At 39.9% G+C, this 21,847-nt stretch carries 21 protein-coding genes; 6 read left to right on the top strand and 15 right to left on the bottom strand.

Annotated features, from left to right (window positions below):
• The 3 genes from F1E73_RS10480 to F1E73_RS10490 all read left to right on the top strand — a co-directional run.
• Positions 1 to 940, top strand: a 940-nt coding sequence (locus F1E73_RS10480; protein WP_150451872.1) for an ABC transporter permease, incomplete at its 5' end; no start/stop codon positions are given.
• Between the two features lie 55 nt (positions 941 to 995).
• On the top strand, positions 996 to 2,456 hold the full coding sequence (locus F1E73_RS10485) for a TolC family protein (protein WP_150451873.1): 1,461 nt from the start codon (positions 996 to 998) through the stop codon (positions 2,454 to 2,456).
• A 125-nt stretch (positions 2,457 to 2,581) separates the two neighbouring features.
• Complete coding sequence (locus F1E73_RS10490) at positions 2,582 to 3,520, top strand: LysR substrate-binding domain-containing protein (RefSeq protein WP_150451874.1); 939 nt, start codon at positions 2,582 to 2,584, stop codon at positions 3,518 to 3,520.
• 264 nt (positions 3,521 to 3,784) lie between these two features.
• Here F1E73_RS10490 and F1E73_RS10495 read toward each other — a convergent pair whose 3' ends face one another.
• On the bottom strand, positions 3,785 to 3,982 hold the full coding sequence (locus F1E73_RS10495; RefSeq protein WP_086475580.1) for a hypothetical protein: 198 nt from the start codon (positions 3,980 to 3,982) through the stop codon (positions 3,785 to 3,787).
• Positions 3,983 to 4,084: 102 nt separating this feature from the next.
• Here F1E73_RS10495 and F1E73_RS10500 point away from each other — a divergent pair, with 102 nt between their 5' ends.
• On the top strand, positions 4,085 to 5,398 hold the full coding sequence (locus F1E73_RS10500; RefSeq protein ID WP_150451875.1) for a D-alanyl-D-alanine carboxypeptidase/D-alanyl-D-alanine-endopeptidase: 1,314 nt from the start codon (positions 4,085 to 4,087) through the stop codon (positions 5,396 to 5,398).
• Here the strand turns inward: F1E73_RS10500 and F1E73_RS10505 are convergent.
• The 5 genes from F1E73_RS10505 to hemN all read right to left on the bottom strand — a co-directional run bounded on the left by F1E73_RS10505 (position 5,395) and on the right by hemN (position 10,081).
• Complete coding sequence (locus F1E73_RS10505; protein ID WP_150451876.1) at positions 5,395 to 5,901, bottom strand: peptide-methionine (S)-S-oxide reductase; 507 nt, start codon at positions 5,899 to 5,901, stop codon at positions 5,395 to 5,397. The genes F1E73_RS10500 and F1E73_RS10505 overlap by 4 nt on opposite strands.
• 22 nt (positions 5,902 to 5,923) lie before the next feature.
• Positions 5,924 to 6,511 (bottom strand): GDP-mannose pyrophosphatase NudK, encoded by a 588-nt coding sequence (nudK, locus tag F1E73_RS10510; protein ID WP_086475554.1) that lies wholly within the window; start codon positions 6,509 to 6,511, stop codon positions 5,924 to 5,926.
• An 85-nt stretch (positions 6,512 to 6,596) separates the two neighbouring features.
• On the bottom strand, positions 6,597 to 7,394 hold the full coding sequence (locus F1E73_RS10515; RefSeq protein ID WP_086475555.1) for a TIGR00266 family protein: 798 nt from the start codon (positions 7,392 to 7,394) through the stop codon (positions 6,597 to 6,599).
• 446 nt (positions 7,395 to 7,840) lie between these two features.
• Positions 7,841 to 8,662, bottom strand: coding sequence for a universal stress protein (locus F1E73_RS10520; protein ID WP_086475556.1), 822 nt, complete (start codon positions 8,660 to 8,662; stop codon positions 7,841 to 7,843).
• Between the two features lie 57 nt (positions 8,663 to 8,719).
• Complete coding sequence (gene hemN / locus F1E73_RS10525; protein WP_086475557.1) at positions 8,720 to 10,081, bottom strand: oxygen-independent coproporphyrinogen III oxidase; 1,362 nt, start codon at positions 10,079 to 10,081, stop codon at positions 8,720 to 8,722.
• Positions 10,082 to 10,323: 242 nt separating this feature from the next.
• Between hemN and F1E73_RS10530 the strand changes: the two genes are divergently transcribed.
• A complete protein-coding gene (locus F1E73_RS10530; protein ID WP_223883410.1) occupies positions 10,324 to 11,214 on the top strand; it encodes a nucleotidyltransferase family protein in 891 nt (296 codons plus the stop codon).
• A 12-nt stretch (positions 11,215 to 11,226) separates the two neighbouring features.
• Positions 11,227 to 12,306: a phosphotransferase enzyme family protein gene (locus F1E73_RS10535; protein WP_223883411.1), complete on the top strand. Its 1,080-nt coding sequence runs from the start codon at positions 11,227 to 11,229 to the stop codon at positions 12,304 to 12,306.
• A 15-nt stretch (positions 12,307 to 12,321) separates the two neighbouring features.
• On the opposite strand, the gene F1E73_RS10540 is transcribed toward F1E73_RS10535, so the two are convergent.
• The 9 genes from F1E73_RS10540 to proC all read right to left on the bottom strand — a co-directional run bounded on the left by F1E73_RS10540 (position 12,322) and on the right by proC (position 21,700).
• A complete protein-coding gene (locus tag F1E73_RS10540; protein ID WP_223883412.1) occupies positions 12,322 to 13,329 on the bottom strand; it encodes a LacI family DNA-binding transcriptional regulator in 1,008 nt (335 codons plus the stop codon).
• A gap of 138 nt (positions 13,330 to 13,467) precedes the next feature.
• Positions 13,468 to 13,848, bottom strand: coding sequence for an endonuclease domain-containing protein (locus F1E73_RS10545; RefSeq protein WP_150451878.1), 381 nt, complete (start codon positions 13,846 to 13,848; stop codon positions 13,468 to 13,470).
• Between the two features lie 378 nt (positions 13,849 to 14,226).
• Positions 14,227 to 15,552: a xylose isomerase gene (xylA, locus tag F1E73_RS10550; RefSeq protein WP_086475560.1), complete on the bottom strand. Its 1,326-nt coding sequence runs from the start codon at positions 15,550 to 15,552 to the stop codon at positions 14,227 to 14,229.
• A 4-nt stretch (positions 15,553 to 15,556) separates the two neighbouring features.
• Positions 15,557 to 17,044 (bottom strand): xylulokinase, encoded by a 1,488-nt coding sequence (locus tag F1E73_RS10555; RefSeq protein ID WP_086475561.1) that lies wholly within the window; start codon positions 17,042 to 17,044, stop codon positions 15,557 to 15,559.
• Positions 17,045 to 17,294: 250 nt separating this feature from the next.
• Positions 17,295 to 17,876, bottom strand: a complete 582-nt coding sequence (locus F1E73_RS10560) for a precorrin-2 dehydrogenase/sirohydrochlorin ferrochelatase family protein (protein ID WP_150451879.1) — start codon at positions 17,874 to 17,876, stop codon at positions 17,295 to 17,297.
• 174 nt (positions 17,877 to 18,050) lie between these two features.
• Positions 18,051 to 18,578, bottom strand: a complete 528-nt coding sequence (locus F1E73_RS10565; protein ID WP_150451880.1) for a hypothetical protein — start codon at positions 18,576 to 18,578, stop codon at positions 18,051 to 18,053.
• A gap of 304 nt (positions 18,579 to 18,882) precedes the next feature.
• Positions 18,883 to 20,082, bottom strand: coding sequence for a glutamate-5-semialdehyde dehydrogenase (locus tag F1E73_RS10570; protein ID WP_150451881.1), 1,200 nt, complete (start codon positions 20,080 to 20,082; stop codon positions 18,883 to 18,885).
• Between the two features lie 37 nt (positions 20,083 to 20,119).
• Positions 20,120 to 20,890 carry a glutamate 5-kinase gene (proB, locus tag F1E73_RS10575; protein ID WP_086475565.1) on the bottom strand — a complete coding sequence of 257 codons (771 nt, stop codon included), beginning with the start codon at positions 20,888 to 20,890 and terminating at the stop codon, positions 20,120 to 20,122.
• 3 nt (positions 20,891 to 20,893) lie between these two features.
• Positions 20,894 to 21,700 (bottom strand): pyrroline-5-carboxylate reductase, encoded by an 807-nt coding sequence (gene proC, locus F1E73_RS10580; RefSeq protein ID WP_086475566.1) that lies wholly within the window; start codon positions 21,698 to 21,700, stop codon positions 20,894 to 20,896.
• Positions 21,701 to 21,847 lie beyond the last annotated feature (147 nt).

The raw sequence follows: 21,847 nt of genomic DNA on the forward strand, positions 1-21,847 counted from the left end.
AATGCAAAATTTATCCTCAAATTCCTTGAAGAAAAAACTCTTGGTGAATAATGCGGCTTTAAATGCAGCAGCTGTCTGTATTATTGGAGAAAAAGTAGAGAAGAAATTATTCCCTGGAGAGAGTGCACTTGGCAAACAAATTAAGGTGAAGGATGTTTGGCTTAAGGTAATCGGTATTATTGAAGAGAAACTAATCTCCGAAAAAGCACAGGAAAACTTAGGCATCAGAGATCTCAATCAGGATATCTACATCCCTATTAAAACTTTCCTGGTACGCTACCAGGATCGAAAGATACTTACAGACCAGCAACCAGATTTTAGTGGTGGGGGAATGATTATTATGAGCGGAGGTGACAGTGGTCCCAAAAAGAGAATTCCGAGGGGCAATTACCATCAATTGGACAAGCTAACGGTTCAGGTAAATAATTCTAACGAATTAAAATCTACTGCAGAGGTGCTCAGTAAACTTCTTAAGAAGCGACATAATGAGGTGCTCGACTTTGAAATTAGTATTCCAATACACTTATTAAAACAACAGCAGAAGACTAAACAAATCTTCAATATTGTGCTCAGTGTAATTGCAGGAATCTCCCTTCTAATAGGCGGAATTGGAATTATGAATATTATGCTGGCCTCGGTCTTGGAGCGCACCAAAGAAATAGGAATTATGACGGCCATAGGTGCCACAAAACAAGACGTGATTCTACAATTCCTCTCAGAATCTGTATTGATCAGTTTGGGCGGGGGAATAATAGGTATCCTACTGGGTATCGTCTCTTCGTATGCTTTACAATTGGCCACGGGAATAGAAACCATACTATCCTTAAATTCTATTGTATTGTCCTTTTTGGTGGCCACGTTTATAGGACTCATTTTTGGGGTACTACCTGCCAAATCGGCCGCAAACAAAAATCCCATCGAAGCTATAAGACGGGAATGAGACTCCTTAAAACGAATGAAACCATTTTTTCCCACCCATCAAACCATTTAATATTATGAAGAAAAGTATTGTTCTATTATTCCTTTGCTCCAATTTGATGGTCGTAGGACAGACAAAAAAATTGCAACTCTCGGAAGCCATAGACATGGCTAAAAAGAATTCCCCGGAATACAAGGCGGTCCTTAACCAGTCGCAAGCCAGCTATTGGAGGTATCGGACCTTTGTGGCAGAGTATTTACCGCAGTTCCGACTAATAGCCACCCTACCCGAGTATTCCAATTCCATTAGAAGAATAACCAATGACGAGGGCCAAGATATATTTGTAAACCAAAATCAATCTAGGATAGATGGAAGGCTTGCCATTACACAGGCAGTACCGTTTACTGGAGGCTCCCTATCCTTGAGTTCCCAAATGCAGCGAATAGATCGTTTTGGCACCAATAAGACTAGCAACTACTCCTTAATTCCTATTTCTATTAACTATTATCAAAACTCCCTGTTCTACAATCCCTATAAATGGGCCCGTATGATAGAACCTTTGCGTTATGAAGAATCCAAACGCGGCTTTATTGAGCGAATGGAGGATATAGCTGTAAGCAGTTGTCGTCGTTATTTTGATTTATTGAAGGCACAAATGCGATTGGAAAACTCCCAAAAAAACCTATTTACCCAGGATACCCTATTGCAAATAGCTAAAGGCAGGTTCGAAATTGGAAAGATTGCGGAGAATGAATTGTTACAAATGGAATTAGGACACCTCAACTCCAAAAACGAAGTAACTACTAATACCATCCTACTAAAGAGAACTTCCCAAAACCTTGCCCGTTATTTAGAGTTGGAAACAGAGGAAATTGAATTGGAAATTCCAGAAAGTTTGGTAGATTTTGAGGTGAATATAGAAACCGCCCTGGATGAAGCTTCCAACAATAGGAAGTCTGTAATTGAATTTAGAAGAAGAAGATTGGAAGCAGAGCAAAACCTGGCAAGAATTAAAGGGAGTAATAGGTTGGAGATAAACGTAAACGCCAATTTTGGATTAAACAAAAGGTCTGAGGAGTATGAGGAGCTGTTTCACGATTTTGACAAACAACAGAACGTTTCCGTTTCCTTGGGAATACCTATTTTTGATTGGGGGGTATCCAAATCTAAACGAAAAATGGGCAAGGCAGATCTTGGCTTGGTAGAAACCAATATAGAGCAAGAAAAACAAGCTTTTGAGCAAGAAATCTACCTCCACATATTAAACTGGTCTAGTAAACGAGATTTCCTGGCAACTTCAGAGAAGGCGAGAGAAATAGCTACAAAACGGTATCAAATTACTAAGGAAAGATACATTTTAGGTAAAATCACCATCACCGATCTAAATCTGGCCCAACAAGAAAAAGACAAGGCCGAATATGATTATCTAAACTCCTTGGAAGATTTCTGGATAGATTATTACACCCTGAGAAAACTAACCTTGTACGATTTTATAAATGACAGGAAGATTGTAGCCGAAAACATTGAATTTGATTGATGCACCCTAACCCAACTGAGTGGTCCTTCAAAACAAACCCCATACTGTGTGGCCCGCAACTAAAGCAAAAACATAATAGGTATTGTTGATAGTTTTCATAATTTTATTGTTTTAAATAATACCGTATGACCATTACACAATTACAATATGTCCTTGCCGTAGCAGAGCATCAGAATTTTACTCTTGCAGCAGAAAAAAGTTTCGTGACCCAGCCTACCTTAAGTATGCAGGTGCAAAAACTAGAGGAGGAATTGGACATATTAATCTTTGATAGAAGTAAAAAGCCAATCGCTATTACAGAGGTAGGCCAAAAAATAGTAGCCCAAGCAAAAAACATTGTTAACGAAGCCAATCGAATTCAGGATATCGTAGATCAAGAAAAGGGGTTTATTGGAGGTGAGTTTACCTTGGGAATCATCCCTACGGTGATGCCTACCCTTCTTCCCATGTTTTTAAAGATTTTTATTAATAAGTACCCGAAAGTCAACTTGATCATCAAGGAGAAAAGTACGGAAAACCTAATTAGAAATTTGCAGGACGGCCATTTGGACGCTGCTATTGCTGCCACCCCTTTAGAAATAGAATATATAAAGGAGCGTCCCCTATATTATGAACCCTTTGTTGGCTATGTACCATCGTCTCATAGATTAGGCGCTGCCACCCAGCTAGTTCCAGAAGATCTAGACATCAAGGATATCTTATTATTACGGGACGGTCATTGTTTTAGGGACAACGTTTTAAATTTGTGCAATACCCCTAAAAATTTCAAGGATGACCATTTTCAACTACAAAGTGGCAGTTTTGAAACCCTTATTAACCTCTCCAATGAAGGCTTAGGCATGACCCTCTTGCCGTATTTAAATACCTTGGAATTGGATGAAAGCAAAAAACAAAACTTAAAAACGTTTCAAAATCCATCCCCTGCCAGGGAAGTGAGCCTTATCTATCACAAAAGCGAACTAAAGGTACAGATTACCAATGCACTATACGATGTTATTTCCAGTGTGGTGCGTGGGGCCATCGCCTTTCAGGATGTAAAGATCATTAGCCCCCTTAGTAAATAGCTGTAATCTACTTTTGTAGTTGTTATGGATTATAAATTAGATTAGAGAGGTAATGGAGAAGCCTGAACAATTAGTAGCACTAAACTTCTTTCTTAATGAAGGTCATCGAGTCAATGAGAAGTATGCAGTAAAATAATCAAAGCCCATTTCAAGAATAATAAAATTATAAATAAAAATGACGGTTCCCTGCCCAAATAGCTTTGGGATAATTTATAAAGCCCCTCACAGAAACATAAAAAACCCCCCTATAAAGGGGGTCTTGAATTATGTCTTTAAATAAATTAAACTTTGCTGCAATTCTGGTTTGTCAAAAATATAACGCTGTAACCAGTGTTTTAGTTCTTCCAATTCATTTGGTTGTAATCTTGTTACTGCTTTCTTCAATTCTTTACTGAATAATCTAGTGTCAAAACTAACCTTTTGCAGTACTGTTTTGGTGTATTCCAACATAGCATTTGCCATATTTAAATTTTGTTTTTGGTTGATAGGTCTAATATAACCCACATAAGGTATATAATATTACTCACAAATCGTTAAATTATAGTCAAATTGATGTTAAAAAGGATGAACTTGCATTTTTTGATCCCGTTTTGCCTCCCAAAAACGCATTTTTGGACGTTGGCATTTCTCCTATCGGTCTTTCTATTTACCAGCTGTAAGTCACTGAAAAACAACAAGCTTACCACCACGCTAAATAATGAAGTGAGCTCCTACAGCAATCGGGATTACTTTCAGGGAATTTTAATTTACGACCCTATAAAAAGTGATACGATCTATAGCCATAACAGCAATAAATACTTTACTCCAGCAAGTAATACTAAGATCTTCACCTTATATACTTCCCTTAAAACCTTACCTCCGAAAATCCCATCCTTAAACTATGCGGTTAATAAGGACACCCTGTTTTTGGAGGGCACGGGAGACCCCACCTTACTACATCCCTATTTTAAGGACTCCACCGCTATAAAGTTGGCCTCGAAATATAATAATGTTGCACTCTACCTCAACAATTTTAAAGAAGATAGGTACGGTCCAGGTTGGGCGTGGGAAGATTATGATACTTATTATAGTCCTGAGCGCAGCGGGTTTCCCCTATACGGAAATGTAGTGAACATTCACCTGGTGGATAGCCTACGCGTAGTTCCTCATTATTTTAAAGAGCACGTAGTCCCCATCTCCTATATCAGAAATAGGGAAGAGGATAATAATACATTCTATTTCAACCCCAGCAGAAAAGACACCCTAACCGTCCCCTTCAAGGTAGATACCACCCTAACGAAGCAACTATTAGAGTCCGTTTTGAGGAAGAAAATAAAAATAGTTTCAAAGATGCCTGAAGCTGAAAAACAGACCTTATATAGCATACCGTCGGACTCCCTATACAAACGAATGATGCTAGAAAGCGATAACTTCCTAGCCGAACAATTACTGATCCTGGTTTCTTCCACCCTTTCCGATACCCTTAACAGTGCTAAAGCTAGAAACTACGTTTTGGAAAACTATTTGTCAGATTTAAAGCAGAAGCCCCGTTGGGTAGATGGATCCGGGCTCTCCCGATACAATTTATTCTCTCCAGAATCCATGGTAGCCGTTCTTTCCAAGATGGTAGAGGAGTATCCTAAAGAACGAATACTTAATCTTTTCCCAGTAGGCGGAGTTTCGGGCACCCTAAAAAATAGATTTCCCGGGAACCCTACTCCTTATATTTATGCTAAATCTGGGTCTTTGGGTAATAATTATAGCCTAAGCGGATATTTGATTACCAATTCTGGGAAAATTTTGGTTTTTAGTTTCATGAACAACCACTTTGTAAAAAGTGGCAGTGAAGTAAGAAAGACCATGCAACGTATCTTTGAGCATCTAAGAGACTCTTACTAAGTGGCTAAGCTATTGGCATCAACAAACTGAGGGAATTGCTTTAGCAATAGCGCTATTTTCGGCGCGATATAACGTTTACAAAAAGGCTTTTGTGTATCCGTTAGATAATAGTTATAAAACTGGGGATCAGCACTTCTAAAAGCTACAAATGGGAGCACCTGGGTAATCAGTTGCCCGTTAAAAGAAGCTTGTAATTGCTGTAAGTATTCTTTAGACCTTATTGTATCTACCTCATTAAAGGTATAAATGGCAGACCTATATTTGGTACGCATGCTATGGGAAGAAGTGGAATGATGGGTATGTAGATGAATCAAAATCAAATGAAACAATCCAATGTGATCCTGGTTATACTCCACCACAACCGCTTCGGAAAATGAACTGGCCGCTCCCTCGGACGACACAAACCCCATTTTTACATTTACTACCCCTTTTAAAGTCTGAAAAACAGCCTCTGTACACCAATGACATCCACCTCCAAAAGCAATTTCATTTGTTTTAGACATACATCATCATTCGCCCTTATGTTTAAGAATCACATAAGGAATTAATCTGTGCATATTGAAGCAACAAAATGGTTTTAGCATCTTTAATTTCTCCAGTTGCTACCATCTTTAGGGCCTCTTTAAAGGACACCTCCATCACCTCAATATTCTCGGTCTCATTTTTGGCCCCTCCGCCCTCACCTACTTTCATATGTTCGTCATAGGCTCCTATGAAGTAATGAAGGATTTCTGTTACTGAGCCTGGGGACATATAGGATTCAAAGACCTTTTCTACCTGCTCTAATCGATACCCAGTCTCTTCCTCCGCTTCTTTTTTTATACACACTTCTGGGGAGTCACCATCCAATACGCCTGCGCACACTTCAATCATCATCCCATCCTTATTGCCATTTAAATAGGTGGGCATTCTAAACTGTTTGGTTAGAATTACCGTCCCCTTTTTCTTATTGTACAATAAGATGGCGGCGCCATTTCCCCTATCGTACGCTTCCCGTATTTGTTTTTCCCAAGTACCGTTCGCTTTCTTATACTCAAAGTCAACCTTCGTTAGCGTATACCAGTTATCGGAAAGCACTTCCGTTTGTATGTTTCTTACCTTTTCGTTTTTCAAACTCGTTATTTAATGGTGTCCTTTACAAAGCTATAAAATGTTAGGGTATAAAAGCCTTTAAACCTCCCAGATAGAAATCATAGGCTTAAAATCTATTATCCCCATCCAAAATATCTCCTAATCCCCCAAGAATACTACCTTCGCCCTTCTGCTTCCCTTTTCCGGGCACGGATGCCAGTACACGACCTGCAAGCCTACTAAAGGGTAAGGATTGAATATAGACAGTTCCAGGCCCTTTGAGAGTTGCGTAAAAAAGTCCCTCCCCGCCGAAAACGGTATTTCTAATGCCCCCCACAAATTCTATATCGTAATCTACGTCCTGAGTAAAACCGATGATACAACCAGTATCTACCTTTAAGGTTTCTCCCACCGCAAGTGTTTTCTTAGCCGTGGTACCCCCAGCGTGGACAAAAGCCATGCCGTCTCCTTCCAATTTTTGCATAATAAACCCCTCTCCTCCAAAGAGTCCACGTCCAAGTTTCTTTGAGAATTCGATACCCACAGAAACCCCTTTGGCGGCACATAAAAAAGCATCTTTTTGGCAAATAAACTTCCCTCCAAACGCGGTAAGGTCTATCGGAATGATTTTTCCTGGGTAGGGCGAAGCAAAACTAACTTGTTTTTTACCCTGACCAATATTTAGAAATACCGTCATAAACAAGCTCTCTCCGGTAAGTAAGCGTTTCCCAGCAGAGAATAATTTCCCTAAAACACCACTATCCTGATTGGAACCGTCCCCAAATATAGTGTCCATTTTAATTTCGCTGTCCATCATCATGAAGCTACCAGCCTCGGCAACAACAGCTTCTTGGGGATCTAGTTCAATTTCTACATATTGCATTTCTTCCCCGTAAATGTGATAATCTATTTCATGTGCATTCATTCGCTTTTAGATTTAAGGTTTTACAGTTATCAAGAGTGGCGCCTATACCCTTGTATTTTAGAATCCCAATTTACAATTTGAAAGATAAAAGATACGGGTGCCACCTTTATTTTTTTTGGTATAGGTAGCAGAAATGGAGATTTTGTTACACATTAAAGGGATTCACAAGCTTAGGAGTGAATCATAAAATAATGTATGGGCGTATGGGACAGGGATGGGAATAGCTAATTAGACAGATAAATAGCGTTAAACGACTAAGGGAATTTTAGTTTTTTGACAGGTAGTATTTTGGCACCGCCTAGCACTGGTAACTGCACCAGCTCCAAGTATCAAAATTGTGCTCCTCTAATTCCCTTAACCGTTACACATCTCTAAATATCTCCCAATGCTTTCGATAAAGTTAATGTGGAGTTCACTCTAAAGATCATAGGGAAGTGGTAATCCCTTTACAGTTTAAAAGTCATGACAGGGGTTTTCGCATGATTGGCTACATCCTCCCCGATACTCCCCATAAAAAATCGGTTAATACCTTTTCTTCCATGTGTTGGCAATCCTATAATATCTGCATTCCTACTTTCACCAAAGGCTAATATGCCGCGTTCTACCGTATAATCATTAAATATTTCCACTTCTAGGCTGACTTTGGCCTCGTGGAGAAAGTTATTGATTTTTTTAAAGGCATCCTTGGTACTCAGAAAATTATCTCCGGGAGTATTTACATTTACCAAAATCAACTCTGCAGCAAGTTTATCTGCAATAGCCTTTGCCTTATGGAAAGCGGGAAGATTCTCCAGTTCAAAATCGCAGGCGAAGACAAACCTTTTTACCTCAAAATCTACAATCTCATCCTTGATCACCAGAACGGGAATTTGGGCGTTCCTCACCATTTTTTCCGCATTAGAACCCACAAACAATCCTTTAAATCCCTCTGTTCCATGAGACCCCATCACAATTAAATCTGCATTGTGTTTTTCGGAAATGAGTTTTACCTCACTGTAAACCTTATAGCGTTTAACAATGGGCGTAACCTTTATTCCTTTTAAATAAGGCTTGTCTAAAAACTCCCTAAAGCGCGACTCTGCGAGTTTTATTAAGAATACGGCCTGTTGTTGCAGCACATCTTCATTAGTGGTCATCCAAGAATCGGACAATTCCAACATGTGTAATACAATAATCTCCGAGTCAAATTTTTTAGCAATGGAAGCTGCCGTTTTAAGGGCTATTTCGGAAGGTTCTGAAAAATCGACAGGTACAATAATGGTTTTCATAAGGCATTATTTAAAGGTTGATAATTAATATTATAGTTGTTGTTTTCTTAGACAGCTCTAAATAGTCATGGAAAACAGTCTGGTCTGGGGAGCTTTCCTATGCAACAAAAGATCAAAGGCCATGCAAATATTCCTGACAAAGGGTCGGCCTTTCTCCGTCACCAACATCCCGTCACTCTCTATTTTTAAAAGTCCGTCCCTCTCCATTTCATTCAATCTTTCCCGTACCTCTGCCAGCTCTGGGAACACCATATCCGGGGTATCCGTAGGAGTCTTTAGCCTACACATTAAATTTAGGATGTGTTGGCGAATTACCTTGTCTTCCTCTGTTAAAATATGTCCCTTAAAAATAGGGATGATATTGTTGTGCACAAGGTGTTCGTATTCTTCCAAACTCTTTACATTTTGAGCAAAACTCCCCCAACTATCACTAATACTAGACACTCCCAAGCCAATCATTACTTGGGTTTTTGAGGCCGTGTATCCCATAAAGTTTCTGTGAAGGTCTCCATTTTCCATAGCCTTGTATAAGTTATCGCTAGGTAAAGCGAAGTGATCCATTCCTATTTCGGTATAACCTACTTCTGCCAATAGGGCCTTTCCTTTTTCATATTGTCTCCGTTTTTCCTCTGGGGTGGGTAAATCTGCATCCTGGAATCCCCTTTGTCCGTTCCCTTTTATCCAAGGCACATGGGCATAGCTATAAAATGCCAATCGGTCTGGCATTAATTCCTTGGTACACATAATAGTTTCTTCTACGTGGGCCACTGTCTGAAAAGGCAAGCCAAAGATGATATCGTGACTTATTGAGGTATATCCAATTTCCCTAGCCCAATCCGTAACATTTTTCACATTTATAAATGGCTGAATACGATGAATGGCTAGCTGCACCTTCATATTATAGTCTTGCACCCCATAGCTCACGCGCCTAAATCCTACATCGTAAAGAGCTTGCAAATGTTCCTTTGTAGTGTTATTAGGGTGCCCCTCAAAACTGAATTCGTACACTTCTGCTTTTTTAGCCGTCTTAAAAAGCCCATTAATCAATTGGGTTAAATTATCAGGTGAAAAAAAGGTGGGGGTTCCCCCTCCTAGATGGAGTTCTTTAATAATAGGTTTCTCGGGTAGTAAATCACAGTAAAGCTCCCATTCCCTTAATACATTGCTGATATATGGGTTTTCTACTTCATGGCGTTTTGTAATTCGTTTGTGACATCCACAAAATGTACATAGGCTTTCACAAAATGGAAGGTGGATATAAAGACTAATTCCTTCGGAAGTATTGCTCGCAACAAAACTATCTACTAGGGTAGATTTCCATTGTGCACCAGAAAAGGTTTCCATATCCCAATACGGAACAGTTGGATAACTAGTATAACGGGGTCCAGGAATATTATATTTTTGAATTAAAGGGTTCATAAAGTTATTGTTGTGAATGATTAGGCAAAGTTAAGTGCGCCTCCCCACTTAAAACATGACGCTTATCAGGTAATGCACCGCCCAACCCATCAATAAGAAAGGAGTTTCCCTTATACTTTAAGGAATATATTAGCCCCAATCGTTATAAAAATGGATTTTTACCCCATTTTTCTTAAATACATAAATCTACTCCGTCATTAATTTTATAATCCATATTTTTGCAATCCTAAAAACAGCAAATTATGACATTACTTTTGATGGCCGCGGGAAGTGGCAGCCGATATGGAAAACTTAAGCAATTTGATACCTTGGGTCCTAAGGATGAATTCTTAATGGAGTTCAGTCTATACGACGCCATAAAAAATGGTTTTGAGCATGTTGTTGCCATTACAAAAAAAGAGAATGTAGAAGATCTTAAGGAGCATCTTTCCCAAAGGTTACCAAAGAACATAAAGCTAGATGTACTTGCACAGGAAATAGACGATTTACCAGAGGGAGTAACCTATACCGGTGACCGTGTAAAACCTTGGGGTACGGCACATGCCGTTTGGACCGCAAGAAATGTGATTGACGGCCCATTCGCCATTATAAATGCCGATGATTATTACGGGAAAAACGCCTATAAAAGTGCTTCCGATTTTATAAGATCCAATAATAATGAGTCTACCTACGGATTGGTTGCTTATACGCTAAAAAATACGTTGTCCGAGCACGGTTCCGTATCTAGGGGCGTGTGTAAATCTGAAAACAACAAATTAACCTCTATCCATGAACACATCCAGATTGAGAAAAACGGAGATGTTATTAAAGATTTGGATACTGGAACCGAATTTAACGGTGAGGAATTGGTGAGCATGAACTTCTGGGTATGTCAGCCTTCCATATTCCCCTTTATCACAGGTTATTTAACAGATTTCATCAATAATAACGACAACATTGCGAAGGGCGAAATATACCTTCCATTTGCCATTAAGGAAATGATAGATCAGGAGCTGATAGATGTAGATGTCCTTGCTTCGGACAGTCAGTGGTTTGGAGTAACCTATGCCAGTGATAAAGAGACTGCGGTTACAGAATTACAGAAAATGACGGACAATAACGAATATCCATCTCCAGTGTGGGATACCCTATAGAATTACCCATTGATGATTGAAGAAAAAACCGGCATGCTCAATAAGGTATTGGGCAATTTTAAGATAGATCAAAAGACCTATCAGTTCCAAGAAATAACCCAGGGGTATATCAATGACACCTATCTGGTACTGGACCAGAGCGGGCCGTTGTATATTTTACAGCGAGTAAACCGCAATGTCTTTAAGGATATTAAGGGGCTAATGGGAAATATTTCCAATGCCTTTAATCACCTTATAGATCAGGATTATACCCCTATTGCGTTATTAAGAACCCAGGAGGATGCTCCCTATTTTGAAGAGGAGGAAAAGGGGTATTGGAGGTTGATGACCTATATCAACAATACCGTTGCCTATGATAATGCTACCAACATCCATATAGCCCATGAGGCTGGAAGGGTGGTTGGAAAATTTCATCAACTTTTGGCGAAGGCCTCTTTGGACGACTATGTGGATACCATTCCACAATTCCACGATCTTGCTTTAAGGGAGCAGCAGTTTAATGATGCCATAAAATCTGCTGAGGCAGAAAAGTTGGAGGTTTCCAAAGCTTCCATCGAATTTGCCAAAGCCACCTTGGAAAAATTAAAAGTGATTAACAACTCCAAGCTCCCCCTACGTATCTGTCATAACGATACAAAATTGAATAATATTCTCTTCTCCAAGGAAAGTCAGAAGGCCTTATGCCTCATCGATTTGGATACTTTGATGAAAGGATATTTTTACTACGATTTTGGGGATGCCATAAGAACCGTTGCCAATACGGCCATTGAAGATGAGCAAGACCATAGTAAAATCACCTTTAAGCGCGACTTATTTGAGGCGTTTATAGATGGGCTAGAGGCCAACGGTCCCTTTTTACAAAAGGAGGAACTAGATACTTTGGCATGGGGAGCTGTTTTTATGCCCTTTATCCATGGTCTTAGGGCACTGACAGATTACCTGAACAACAACATATATTACAAGGTATCTTATGAAAATCAGAACCTAGACCGTTGCCTAAGTTTGTTCCATTTTACCAATAAAGCCCTACAGGAGATAGATTTTATGCAAGAGGTAATTAAGCAAAAGCTAACCCCCTTAACCAACAGCTAATAGCTCCATAGTAGATTATATTTTTTGGGTAGAGTCCCGCACTACCAAACTTGTTTTAATAGTTTGTGTAGCGAATTCCTTTGTGGTATTTTCTTCCATCCGTTCTATCAAGATATTTGCCGCTGTTTCGCCGAGGAATGTTCCATGTTGGCTAACAGCGGTTAAGGACGGGGTTACATACTGCGATAATTTCCCATTGGTAAAACCAATTATAGAAATATCCTGCGGAACTTTATACCCCCTACTCTTTACAATTCTTAAAACTTCTACCGCGGTAATTTCGTCTAACGCCATGATTCCGTCTATTTTTTGGTGACTTAACAAAAGGGACATCATCAATTCTAGATCGGTATTTTTAGAGAGGCGTACTACCAACTGATCATTATAGGGGATGCTAGCCTCCTCCAGTGCCTTTTTATAACCCGAGACCCGCAGTTTCCCTACGCTAGATTGATCGATAGCGGTTACTACGGCAATGCTGGCACAGCCCGTATCTAGGAAATACTTGGTGGTTCTAAATCCTGCTTCATAATCATCTACCACCACCTTATCACATTCAATTTCATGGGAGACCCTATCGAACATTACCATGGGAATTTGCTGCTCTAACAAATTGTGAATATGGTCTAACTTATTGTTAAACTGCGTTTCCTCTGCCATGGAGATGATGATACCATCTACCGTACCACCCCCTAAAAACCCGAGTGTTTTCACCTCCTTTTCATAAGACTCGTCACTAATACAACTCAACAGATTATACCCCCTATCATTGGCTACTTTTTCGATTCCAGAAAAAACCTGGGTAAAAAAGTAATTGAGGATATTAGGCACTACCACACCTATGGTTTTTGTCTTCTTCTGACGTAGGTTTAAAGCCAATTTATTGGGCCGATAGTTATTTTCTTTGGCAAACTGCTGAATCTTACTCTTTAGTTCCGCGCTAATTTCATGGCTATCATTAATTGCTTTGGATACGGTTGATACGGAAACATTAAAAGCTTGGGCTATCTTTTTTAAGGTCATTTTTTTCATGGACTACAAGATAGCCCTAATAAAAGTTAACAGTAATGGAGGTAATTACTATAAATTAAAGTTTCAGTCACAAATCCCTCCGTCTTCACTAAAGCGAAGCCACCTCCCTTTTCTAGGGGGAAGGTGCTTTTATTTATTGATTGCTTTTTCCTTAAAATTCATTCTAATTTCTTTTAATACCGATTCTAAGTTATCAAAAACCATCTTATTCTCGGATCGAATGACTGTGAAACCTAATCCACTTAAGTAAGCAGTTCGTCTTTCATCGTATTCCCATGCTGTAGAATTCTGATGTACTTCTCCGTCAAGCTCTATTATCAATTTATCCGATGCCAAATAAAAATCCACAATATAATTTCCAATACTATGCTGCTTTACAAAATTCTTTCCATCAAGTTTTTTTGCCCTTAGATACTTCCATAAAAATGCTTCCGCAGGCGTTAAGTTCATTCTTAAATCCTTTCTAGATTTTATTAACTCTTTTCTATTATGGATAACAATCTTCTTCATGGTTAATCACTTTAAAAGCTCCCCTCTTTTTAAAAGAGGGGTGTCCAACGCGTTGGACGGGGAGATTAGACTCGCCAATGTTTGAACTTAAAAAAATATTGGATCATCCGTAACAGTCTGCACCACCAATCCCTCCGTCTTCGCTATCACGAAGCCACCTCCCTTTAACCAAAGGGAGGAGCTTTAAACTATATTACCCAATTTCTTAACTCCCGTTCGATTGTCAAACCTTTACGTATTTAGATCCCATTTCTTCCTAGTTATTTTTCCACTCTATTCTAAAGAGGTGTATTCAATGCAATAGACGGGGAGATGAAGCAAGAACTGGTTTAATTTTCAATAAACCCTAGAACATCTCTTGTACCCTAGACCAAAACCCTAAATATACTGATTGATGATATTTTCATACAGCTCTTGTTTTCCACTGATCAAGGGCAATTCGCCGTTCTCCTTTGCCAATTCATACAAATCCGCTAGGGTGAGTTTTCCATTTTCAAATTCCCTTCCTTTTCCTGCGTCAAAGGAGCTATATCGTTCTTGGCGCATTTTTTCATAAGCGGAGGAGGACAAAATTTTATCGGCTGTTAATAAGGCCCGTGCAAAGGTGTCTGCTCCTCCTATGTGAGCGTGAAAAACATCATCCAGATCCGTGGAATTTCTTCTAATCTTAGCATCAAAATTTACACCTCCACCCTGTAGTCCTCCAGCTTTTAGGAATACCAACATGGCCTCGGTGGTTTCTTGGATATTATTGGGAAATTGATCCGTGTCCCATCCATTTTGATAATCCCCCCTATTGGCATCTATACTTCCCAACATGCCCGCTTTGGCAGCAACTGCCAACTCGTGCTGAAAGGTATGTTGGGCTAGGGTAGCGTGATTTACTTCCACATTAATTTTAAAATCTTTCTCTAGACCATACTCCCTTAAAAATCCGATGGCAGTTGCCGCATCAAAATCGTATTGGTGTTTGGTGGGTTCCATGGGTTTGGGCTCAATAAAAAAGCTGCCTTTAAATCCTTGGGAACGGGCATAATCCCTAGCCATCGTTAAAAACTGGGCCATATGATCCAATTCCCTCCCCATATCCGTATTTAACAGGGACATATATCCTTCCCTTCCTCCCCAAAAAACGTAATTTTCCCCATCTAGGGCGATGGTGGCATCCAAGGCTAATTTTATCTGTCCGCCTGCCCTAGCCACCACTCTAAAGTCTGGATTGGTGGCAGCCCCGTTCATATACCTAGGATGAGAAAAGCAATTGGCCGTTCCCCACAATAACTTAATACCCGAAGCGGCTTTCTTTTCCTTTATATATTCGGTAATAATATTTAATCGTTTTTCTGACTCTGCAAAGGTGTTTCCTTCTTGAATCAGGTCAAAATCGTGAAAACAGAAATAATCGAACCCCATTTTGCTAATAAACTCAAATGCGGCATCGGCTTTGTCCTTAGCAGCCTGTATGGGGTCTGAAGCCTGATCCCACTCAAAACGTTGTGTACCCGGTCCAAATGGGTCGCTCCCTTGTCCGCAGAAGGTGTGCCAATAAGCAATGGCAAACTTAAAGTGTTCTCGCATGGTTTTCCCAGCAACCACTTGTTCTGGGTTATAATATTTAAAAGCCAAGGGATTGTCTGACTCCCTGCCTTCAAATTTAATCTCTCCAATACCCTTAAAATATTCCTTGTTTCCTAGTAGTGCCATTTTCTTATTTATTGCTGTTCATAATTAATTCTAGTTCCTTTTTCCAAGCCTCATAGGCCTTGAGGTATTTACCGTTATCCTCACATGGTTTAAAAGTATGAAGGTGGTCATTATGGGTGATATAGGTACTAAACTTCTCAAATCCGCCTTCATATATACCTGCAGCACGCGCCGCGCCTATAGCCCCTGTGGTATCATAAATCTCGATTTCCTGATTAACCAAGCAGGCGAGGGTATTGGAGAATATTTCCGATCTAAATAGGTTATCGTTTCCGGCGCGCATGCTTTCAATATCAATTCCATCCTGTTTTAATATTTCCATCCCGTACGCAAAGGAAAATGCAATCCCCTCCAAAGCAGCTCTACATAAATGTCCTTTGTGGTGATTGTTTAGGTTTACATTTAATAAACGAGCACCTATATCCCTATTATTCAGCATTCTTTCTGCCCCATTTCCAAAAGGAATTAAACAAACGCCATCAGAGCCTACGGGAATTTCTTTAGCCAAGGCATTCATCTCGTCATAGGAGTCGACCTCCAAATTTTTTAACAACCACCGATACTGAATACCTGCGCCATTAATATTCAACAGTTTACCAATATGTGGGTTTTTCTTGGTATAATTAACATGCGCAAAATTATTCACCCGTGTACTTTCCTTTCCCGAAAGCGTATCGGTAACAGCATATACCACTCCTGAGGTTCCACCAGTTGCTGCCACTTCCCCAGGCTTAAATACGTTTAATGACAGGGCATTGTTAGGCTGGTCCCCTGCCCTATATAAGATTGGTGTACCCTGTGCCAATCCGCTTTCCTTGGCGCCCTGCGCATCTACTTTAGATTGAAGCCCAAAGGTATCTACGATGTCTGGGATTAGGGAGTTAGAAATTCCGTAGTGATCCAGTACTAAATGAGCCACCGAATCTTCCTTAAAATCCCATAGAATTCCCTCGGAAAGACCCGAGATAGTAGTATTCATCACGCTAGAGAAGCAATAAGCAATATAGTCTCCTGGCAACATAAGTTTATGGGCCTTTTGGTATGTTTCTGCTTCGTTCTCCTTTACCCATTTTAGTTTTGAGGCGGTAAAATTTGCTGGAGAGTTAAGTAGGTGTTTCTTACACTTCTCCTCTCCTATGGAGGCATAGGCGTTTCTACCGATTTCCACTGCCCGGCTATCACACCAAATAATGGCGTTGCGAACCGGATTCCCCTCTTTATCCAATAAGACTAAGCCATGCATTTGATAGGCAATCCCTATCCCCTTAATTTGATTTTGGGAAACCTTATATTTCTCTTTGATATTCTTTATTCCCTTACAGACATACCGCCACCAATCCCTTGGGTCCTGTTCTGCCCATCCATTTTTTAGGGCAATCATTTCCATTTCAGATGCTGGCTCCTGTACCACGCCTACCAATCTGCCATTGGCAATTCCAACTAAAGCAACTTTAATGGAAGAACTTCCTATATCCAATCCCAAATAATACATATATCAGTTTGTTTGAGGGACATACCTCCCTATTTGAAACGGCCCTTTGAGCCTCTCTCAAATATATTAAAAACAATCAGAATGAATTGGTTTTGCGGAAAAGGGAGTAAAACGCTGGGAGGGATGCTACTGGAATTGCCTTTACAAGATAAAGCGCAACAAACTCATCACTAGTAGATTACAGTCCACCCTCAGGAGGAAATTGTTTTTCGAAAACGGTATCGCAAATTGGAGTAATGAAATCCTTTGTTTATTCCTTCTTATTGATAAGTCCTTTGGTGAATTCGTTCAGTGTTTCTACTTTTTCCTCAAAATCACCTTTGATGGTTTTACGGAATTCGTTGAGATTTTTTACCAAATCATCTATATTATCCGGAATTACCTCTTCAAAAAACTGGCGTAGGCGTTTGGCGGTGGTAGGAGATTTTCCATTGGTAGAGATGGCTACTTTAACGTTGCCCTTGGTAACGATACTTCCCATATAGAAATCACAATATGGCGGATTATCGGCCACGTTTACTAGCGTGTGACGCTCCCTACAATCGTGATATACCTGCTGATTTACCTCGGTATTATTGGTTGCGGCAATAACTAATTGGCGTCCCTCTAAGTACCTACTATTATAAGAGTCTTTGGTTATTTTCACACTATGTTTACTAGCAAGGGCCAAGGTTTCGTCCAAAAAATGAGGCGCAAGCATTTCTACCTTTGCTTGGGGACTGGATTTTAACATAAAGCTCAATTTCTCCAAGCCTACATTTCCACCTCCAACAATGAGGATATTAAGCTGGGATACTTTTAAAAAAATAGGGTATAGTTCATTCCTTTCCATTGTACGCTCCTAATTTAAAATATGGGGTTGTCCATGAGGGTTAAAAAGCAATAATTACGGTTCCTAGTCAGTATTAAACCCATGTCTCACCACCCTACAAAGATAGGGCGTAATTAGAGAATATATGGCAAACCCCTTGTGCCTATCTAAAGGTTTATTACACCCACACTGCTTTTATAACCTTAAGGTAGCTCCTAAACTAAAATTGGCCACCCCCAATCCCAACTCGGCATAGGCTCCAAAATTATCCGTAAGGTACCACCTACCACCAACAAATGCACTTAGGGCCCATTCATTGTCATAGGTACCCGCGGCTACAAAAGTATTGTCATAAGACAAAATATTATAGGAAAGCATGGCGCCGCCGTAGAGGTCTAGATTATCTATTTCCAAGCCGCCATAATGATAGGCACCCCTAGCGCCCAATAGCGTATAATTCCATTTATCACCGTTATCGTATTTATAGGACTTATGTCCTAAATAACCTCCAACGCTCACCACACCGGGACCTGGAAGCTCCCACATTCCATATTCGTAACTAGCATTGATGGAGGCCTTTTGGTTTGGGGACCCTAAGGTGTTATAATGTCCTCCAAGTCCAAACCCTACGTTAAGGAGTTGTGTGCCCTGGTTAAACTCTTGCCCAATAGCAGCAAAGCCGACTAATAGTCCTGTAATTGTAAAAACAAAAATCTTCTTCATTAACCTAATCCAATTAAAATATAATAATCTCGAGAAATGTTGAACGAAGGTACTATATATTAAGGCAGACGTAAAACAACCAATCTTAAATCCTCCCCAATTTTTAAATCCGCAACGTTTCTAAATTTATATACCAAATTCTAAAAGGGTTCAAGGCAATTTAAACGGTTCATAATGCGAGTGCGCAAACACCACCTTTCCATTTTGTTTGGTATAGCAACAAAATAAAAACGGCAGTCTACAAACACTTATCCGTTTGTAAAACTGCCGTTATTATCTAGAGGCAATGAGAACTACCCAGTAATTACTCTCTTATCTGTCCATCGCCATAAACATAGTACTTATTGGTCACCAATTGCTCTAAGCCCAACGGCCCCCTATGGTGTAATTTATCGGTACTAATTGCCAATTCTGCACCTACACCCATTTGTCCCCCATCGGTAAACCTAGTGGAGGCGTTATGATATACTGCGGCGCTATCTACTTGATCCATAAACGCGCCAGCTACCTCCTTATCTTCGGTCATAATGGTTGCCGAATGGCCACCGGAGTATTTATTGATGCGATCTATGGCATCCTCCAGCCCTTCTACTGGAGCAACCACGCACTTCATCGCTAAAAACTCCTCGTACCAGACGGATTCCTCATTAACCAGTTTATTATCCTTTAGGATTTCTGCTGCAGATTGATCTACCAAAACATCAACTCCCTGCGAAGTAAGCACCTCATTTAGCTCCTTTAATTTATTAGGATAGTCTTGGATGCTAGCATTGATCAGAATTTTATCTAAAGCATTACAGGCCGAAATCTTATCGGTTTTTGCGTTTAGGATTACTTGTAAGCTTTGTGCCCAATCTGCCGATTCGTCTACATATAGAAAGTTGTTCCCTCTACCACTTACTAGGACCGCACATTTTGCGTGCTCCTTAACAAAATCGATTAAACGCTCACCTCCACGGGGAACAATCAAATCCAATTTTTCGGAAGGGTTCCTAAGGAACTCTTGGGTTTCCTGCCTATTCATATGAAGCAATTTAATCCAGTCCTTAGATAAACCATTTTCTTCTAGGGCCTCATGCCAACAAGCTTCCAATGCCAAATTACTATTTATAGCTTCCTTTCCACCTTTCAACAATATTTTATTATTGGCTTTAAATGCCAATACGGCAGCTTCTATAGTTACATCTGGCCTGGATTCATATATGATTAAAATGGTACCGAAGGGTGCTGTTTTATTTTGGATCTTAAGTCCATTTTCCAGATTTCGCTCCGATTTTATTTTCCCCACAGGATCGTCCTGACTCAGGATTTCCTCTATGGCACCGATCATACCATCCACTTTTTTTTCATCTACGATCAGTCGGTCGTACATTGCCCTATCGGATGCATCAAAAAGATTCAGGTCTTTTTTATTAGCTTCAATAATTTTATTTCTATTACGATCCAGGAGCTGCATCATGGACTGTAATACTTTATTTTTTATATCTGTATTTAATAATTTCATCTTCTTCTTTACTATTTAAAATAATTTCTAACCGTACTTATGCGGTAAACTTGGTTCCCACACTTTTTCCTTCTACAATATCCAAGATCACTCTTTTATGCTTTCCATTGGCTATAAAGGTCGGAATATTTTTGGAAGCAGTCTGTTTGGCGATATTCAATTTGGAACCCATGCCTCCTCTTCCTTCCGCTTCACCTTTTTCTATGGTCTGCACGTATTTTTCCACGTTTTGATCTACGCTAACGTTTTTAATCACCTCGGTTCCCTTTTCATCCGGGTGCCCAGTGTAGAGTCCGTTGGTATCGGTAAGGATAATCAACTTATCTGCATTAATGAGTTCGGCAACCAGACTGGCCAGTTCATCGTTATCGGAGAACATAGATTTCGTAAGCGAAACTGCATCATCCTCATTAGCGATGGGTATTACACCCTCGGACATTAATCCTTCATAGCAATTTACCATATTATCCCGATGGTTCCCAGGATTAAAATCTCGTTTTGTGGCCAAAACTTGGGCACATTTCATTCCATAATCCTGGAAAAGATTGTAGTAATGGCGCATCATTCTGGGTTGACCAATAGCGGAGAATACCTGACGCCGGGTCACCTTATCATCTATATGGCTCTCCCCCATTACTTCCATCCCCGCTATAACGGAGCCGGAAGACACCAATACGGTCATAATATTGCGTTCGTACAGTTCTGCGATTTGTTGCACCAAATGATCTAGAACAGGCTTTACAATCCTATTGTCCTTATTGGTAATAACATTGGTACCTACTTTTATAACTACTCTTTCTTTATACATATCCTATTGCTCTTTACCTAGTTCTACAGCCCTATTAAATGCAGAATAAGCTGCTTCTTTAATAAGTTCCTTCACATTATTGTCTTCCATGCTGTCTAATGCAGCCCTTGTAGTACCCCCTTTAGAGGCTACCCTTTCCATCCACGAATTGGGAGAAAGGTCCGACTGGTTAAAGAGATCTACGGCACCTTCAAAAGTTTTGCTCACCAACACCTTACTGTCATTTGGGGAAAAGCCCATTTTTAAGGCTGCCTCCATCATACTTTGCATAAAGTAAAAAACATAGGCCGGTCCGCTTCCGGAAATACCGGTAGAGGCATCAATAAACTTTTCTGAGCTTACAAAAATAGATCTACCTGTAGTGTCTAACAAGCTTTCAATGGTTAAGAGTTCTATTCTGGAAACCTGTTTGGAAGCTGTATAGGAGGTTACCCCCTTTCCGATCTGTGCCGGTAAATTTGGCATAGCTCTTACTATTTTATCGATTCCCAAAGCTTCCTGCATGGTGTTTATTGTAACACCCGCCATAATGGATATTATAATTTGATCTTCACTAATTCCGTTTTTTAATTTCTTAAAAAGATCTTCGCAATGGTAAGGCTTTACCGCAATAAAGATTAAATCTGCCTTAGGAAGACAGCTATCCAAATCGTCGTAAACCTCAAAATGTGAAATCTTTTTTAAGGAGGTGGTTTTTTCCGGGGAATTGTCGAAAATCATTAAATTTTTCTTTTTTAACAGTTTTGACTTTGACATAGACTCCGCATAGGTTAGTCCCATGTTACCCGCTCCAATTACTAATACTCTCATGTAAAATTTTTAGTTAATACTTAATTTACAGCTCTAAAGACTCAAAAACAGTGCGAAACCCCAATTTTCACTATAGAGTTTATCTGTAGAGATTACATTCTCATAGTCAGTGTCTATATGCATGGCCCAGCTCCCACTATAAGGGGG

The sequence above is a fragment of the Arenibacter lacus genome (genome assembly GCF_008711145.1).
In the GTDB taxonomy this organism is placed as follows: Bacteria; Bacteroidota; Bacteroidia; order Flavobacteriales; family Flavobacteriaceae; genus Arenibacter; species Arenibacter amylolyticus.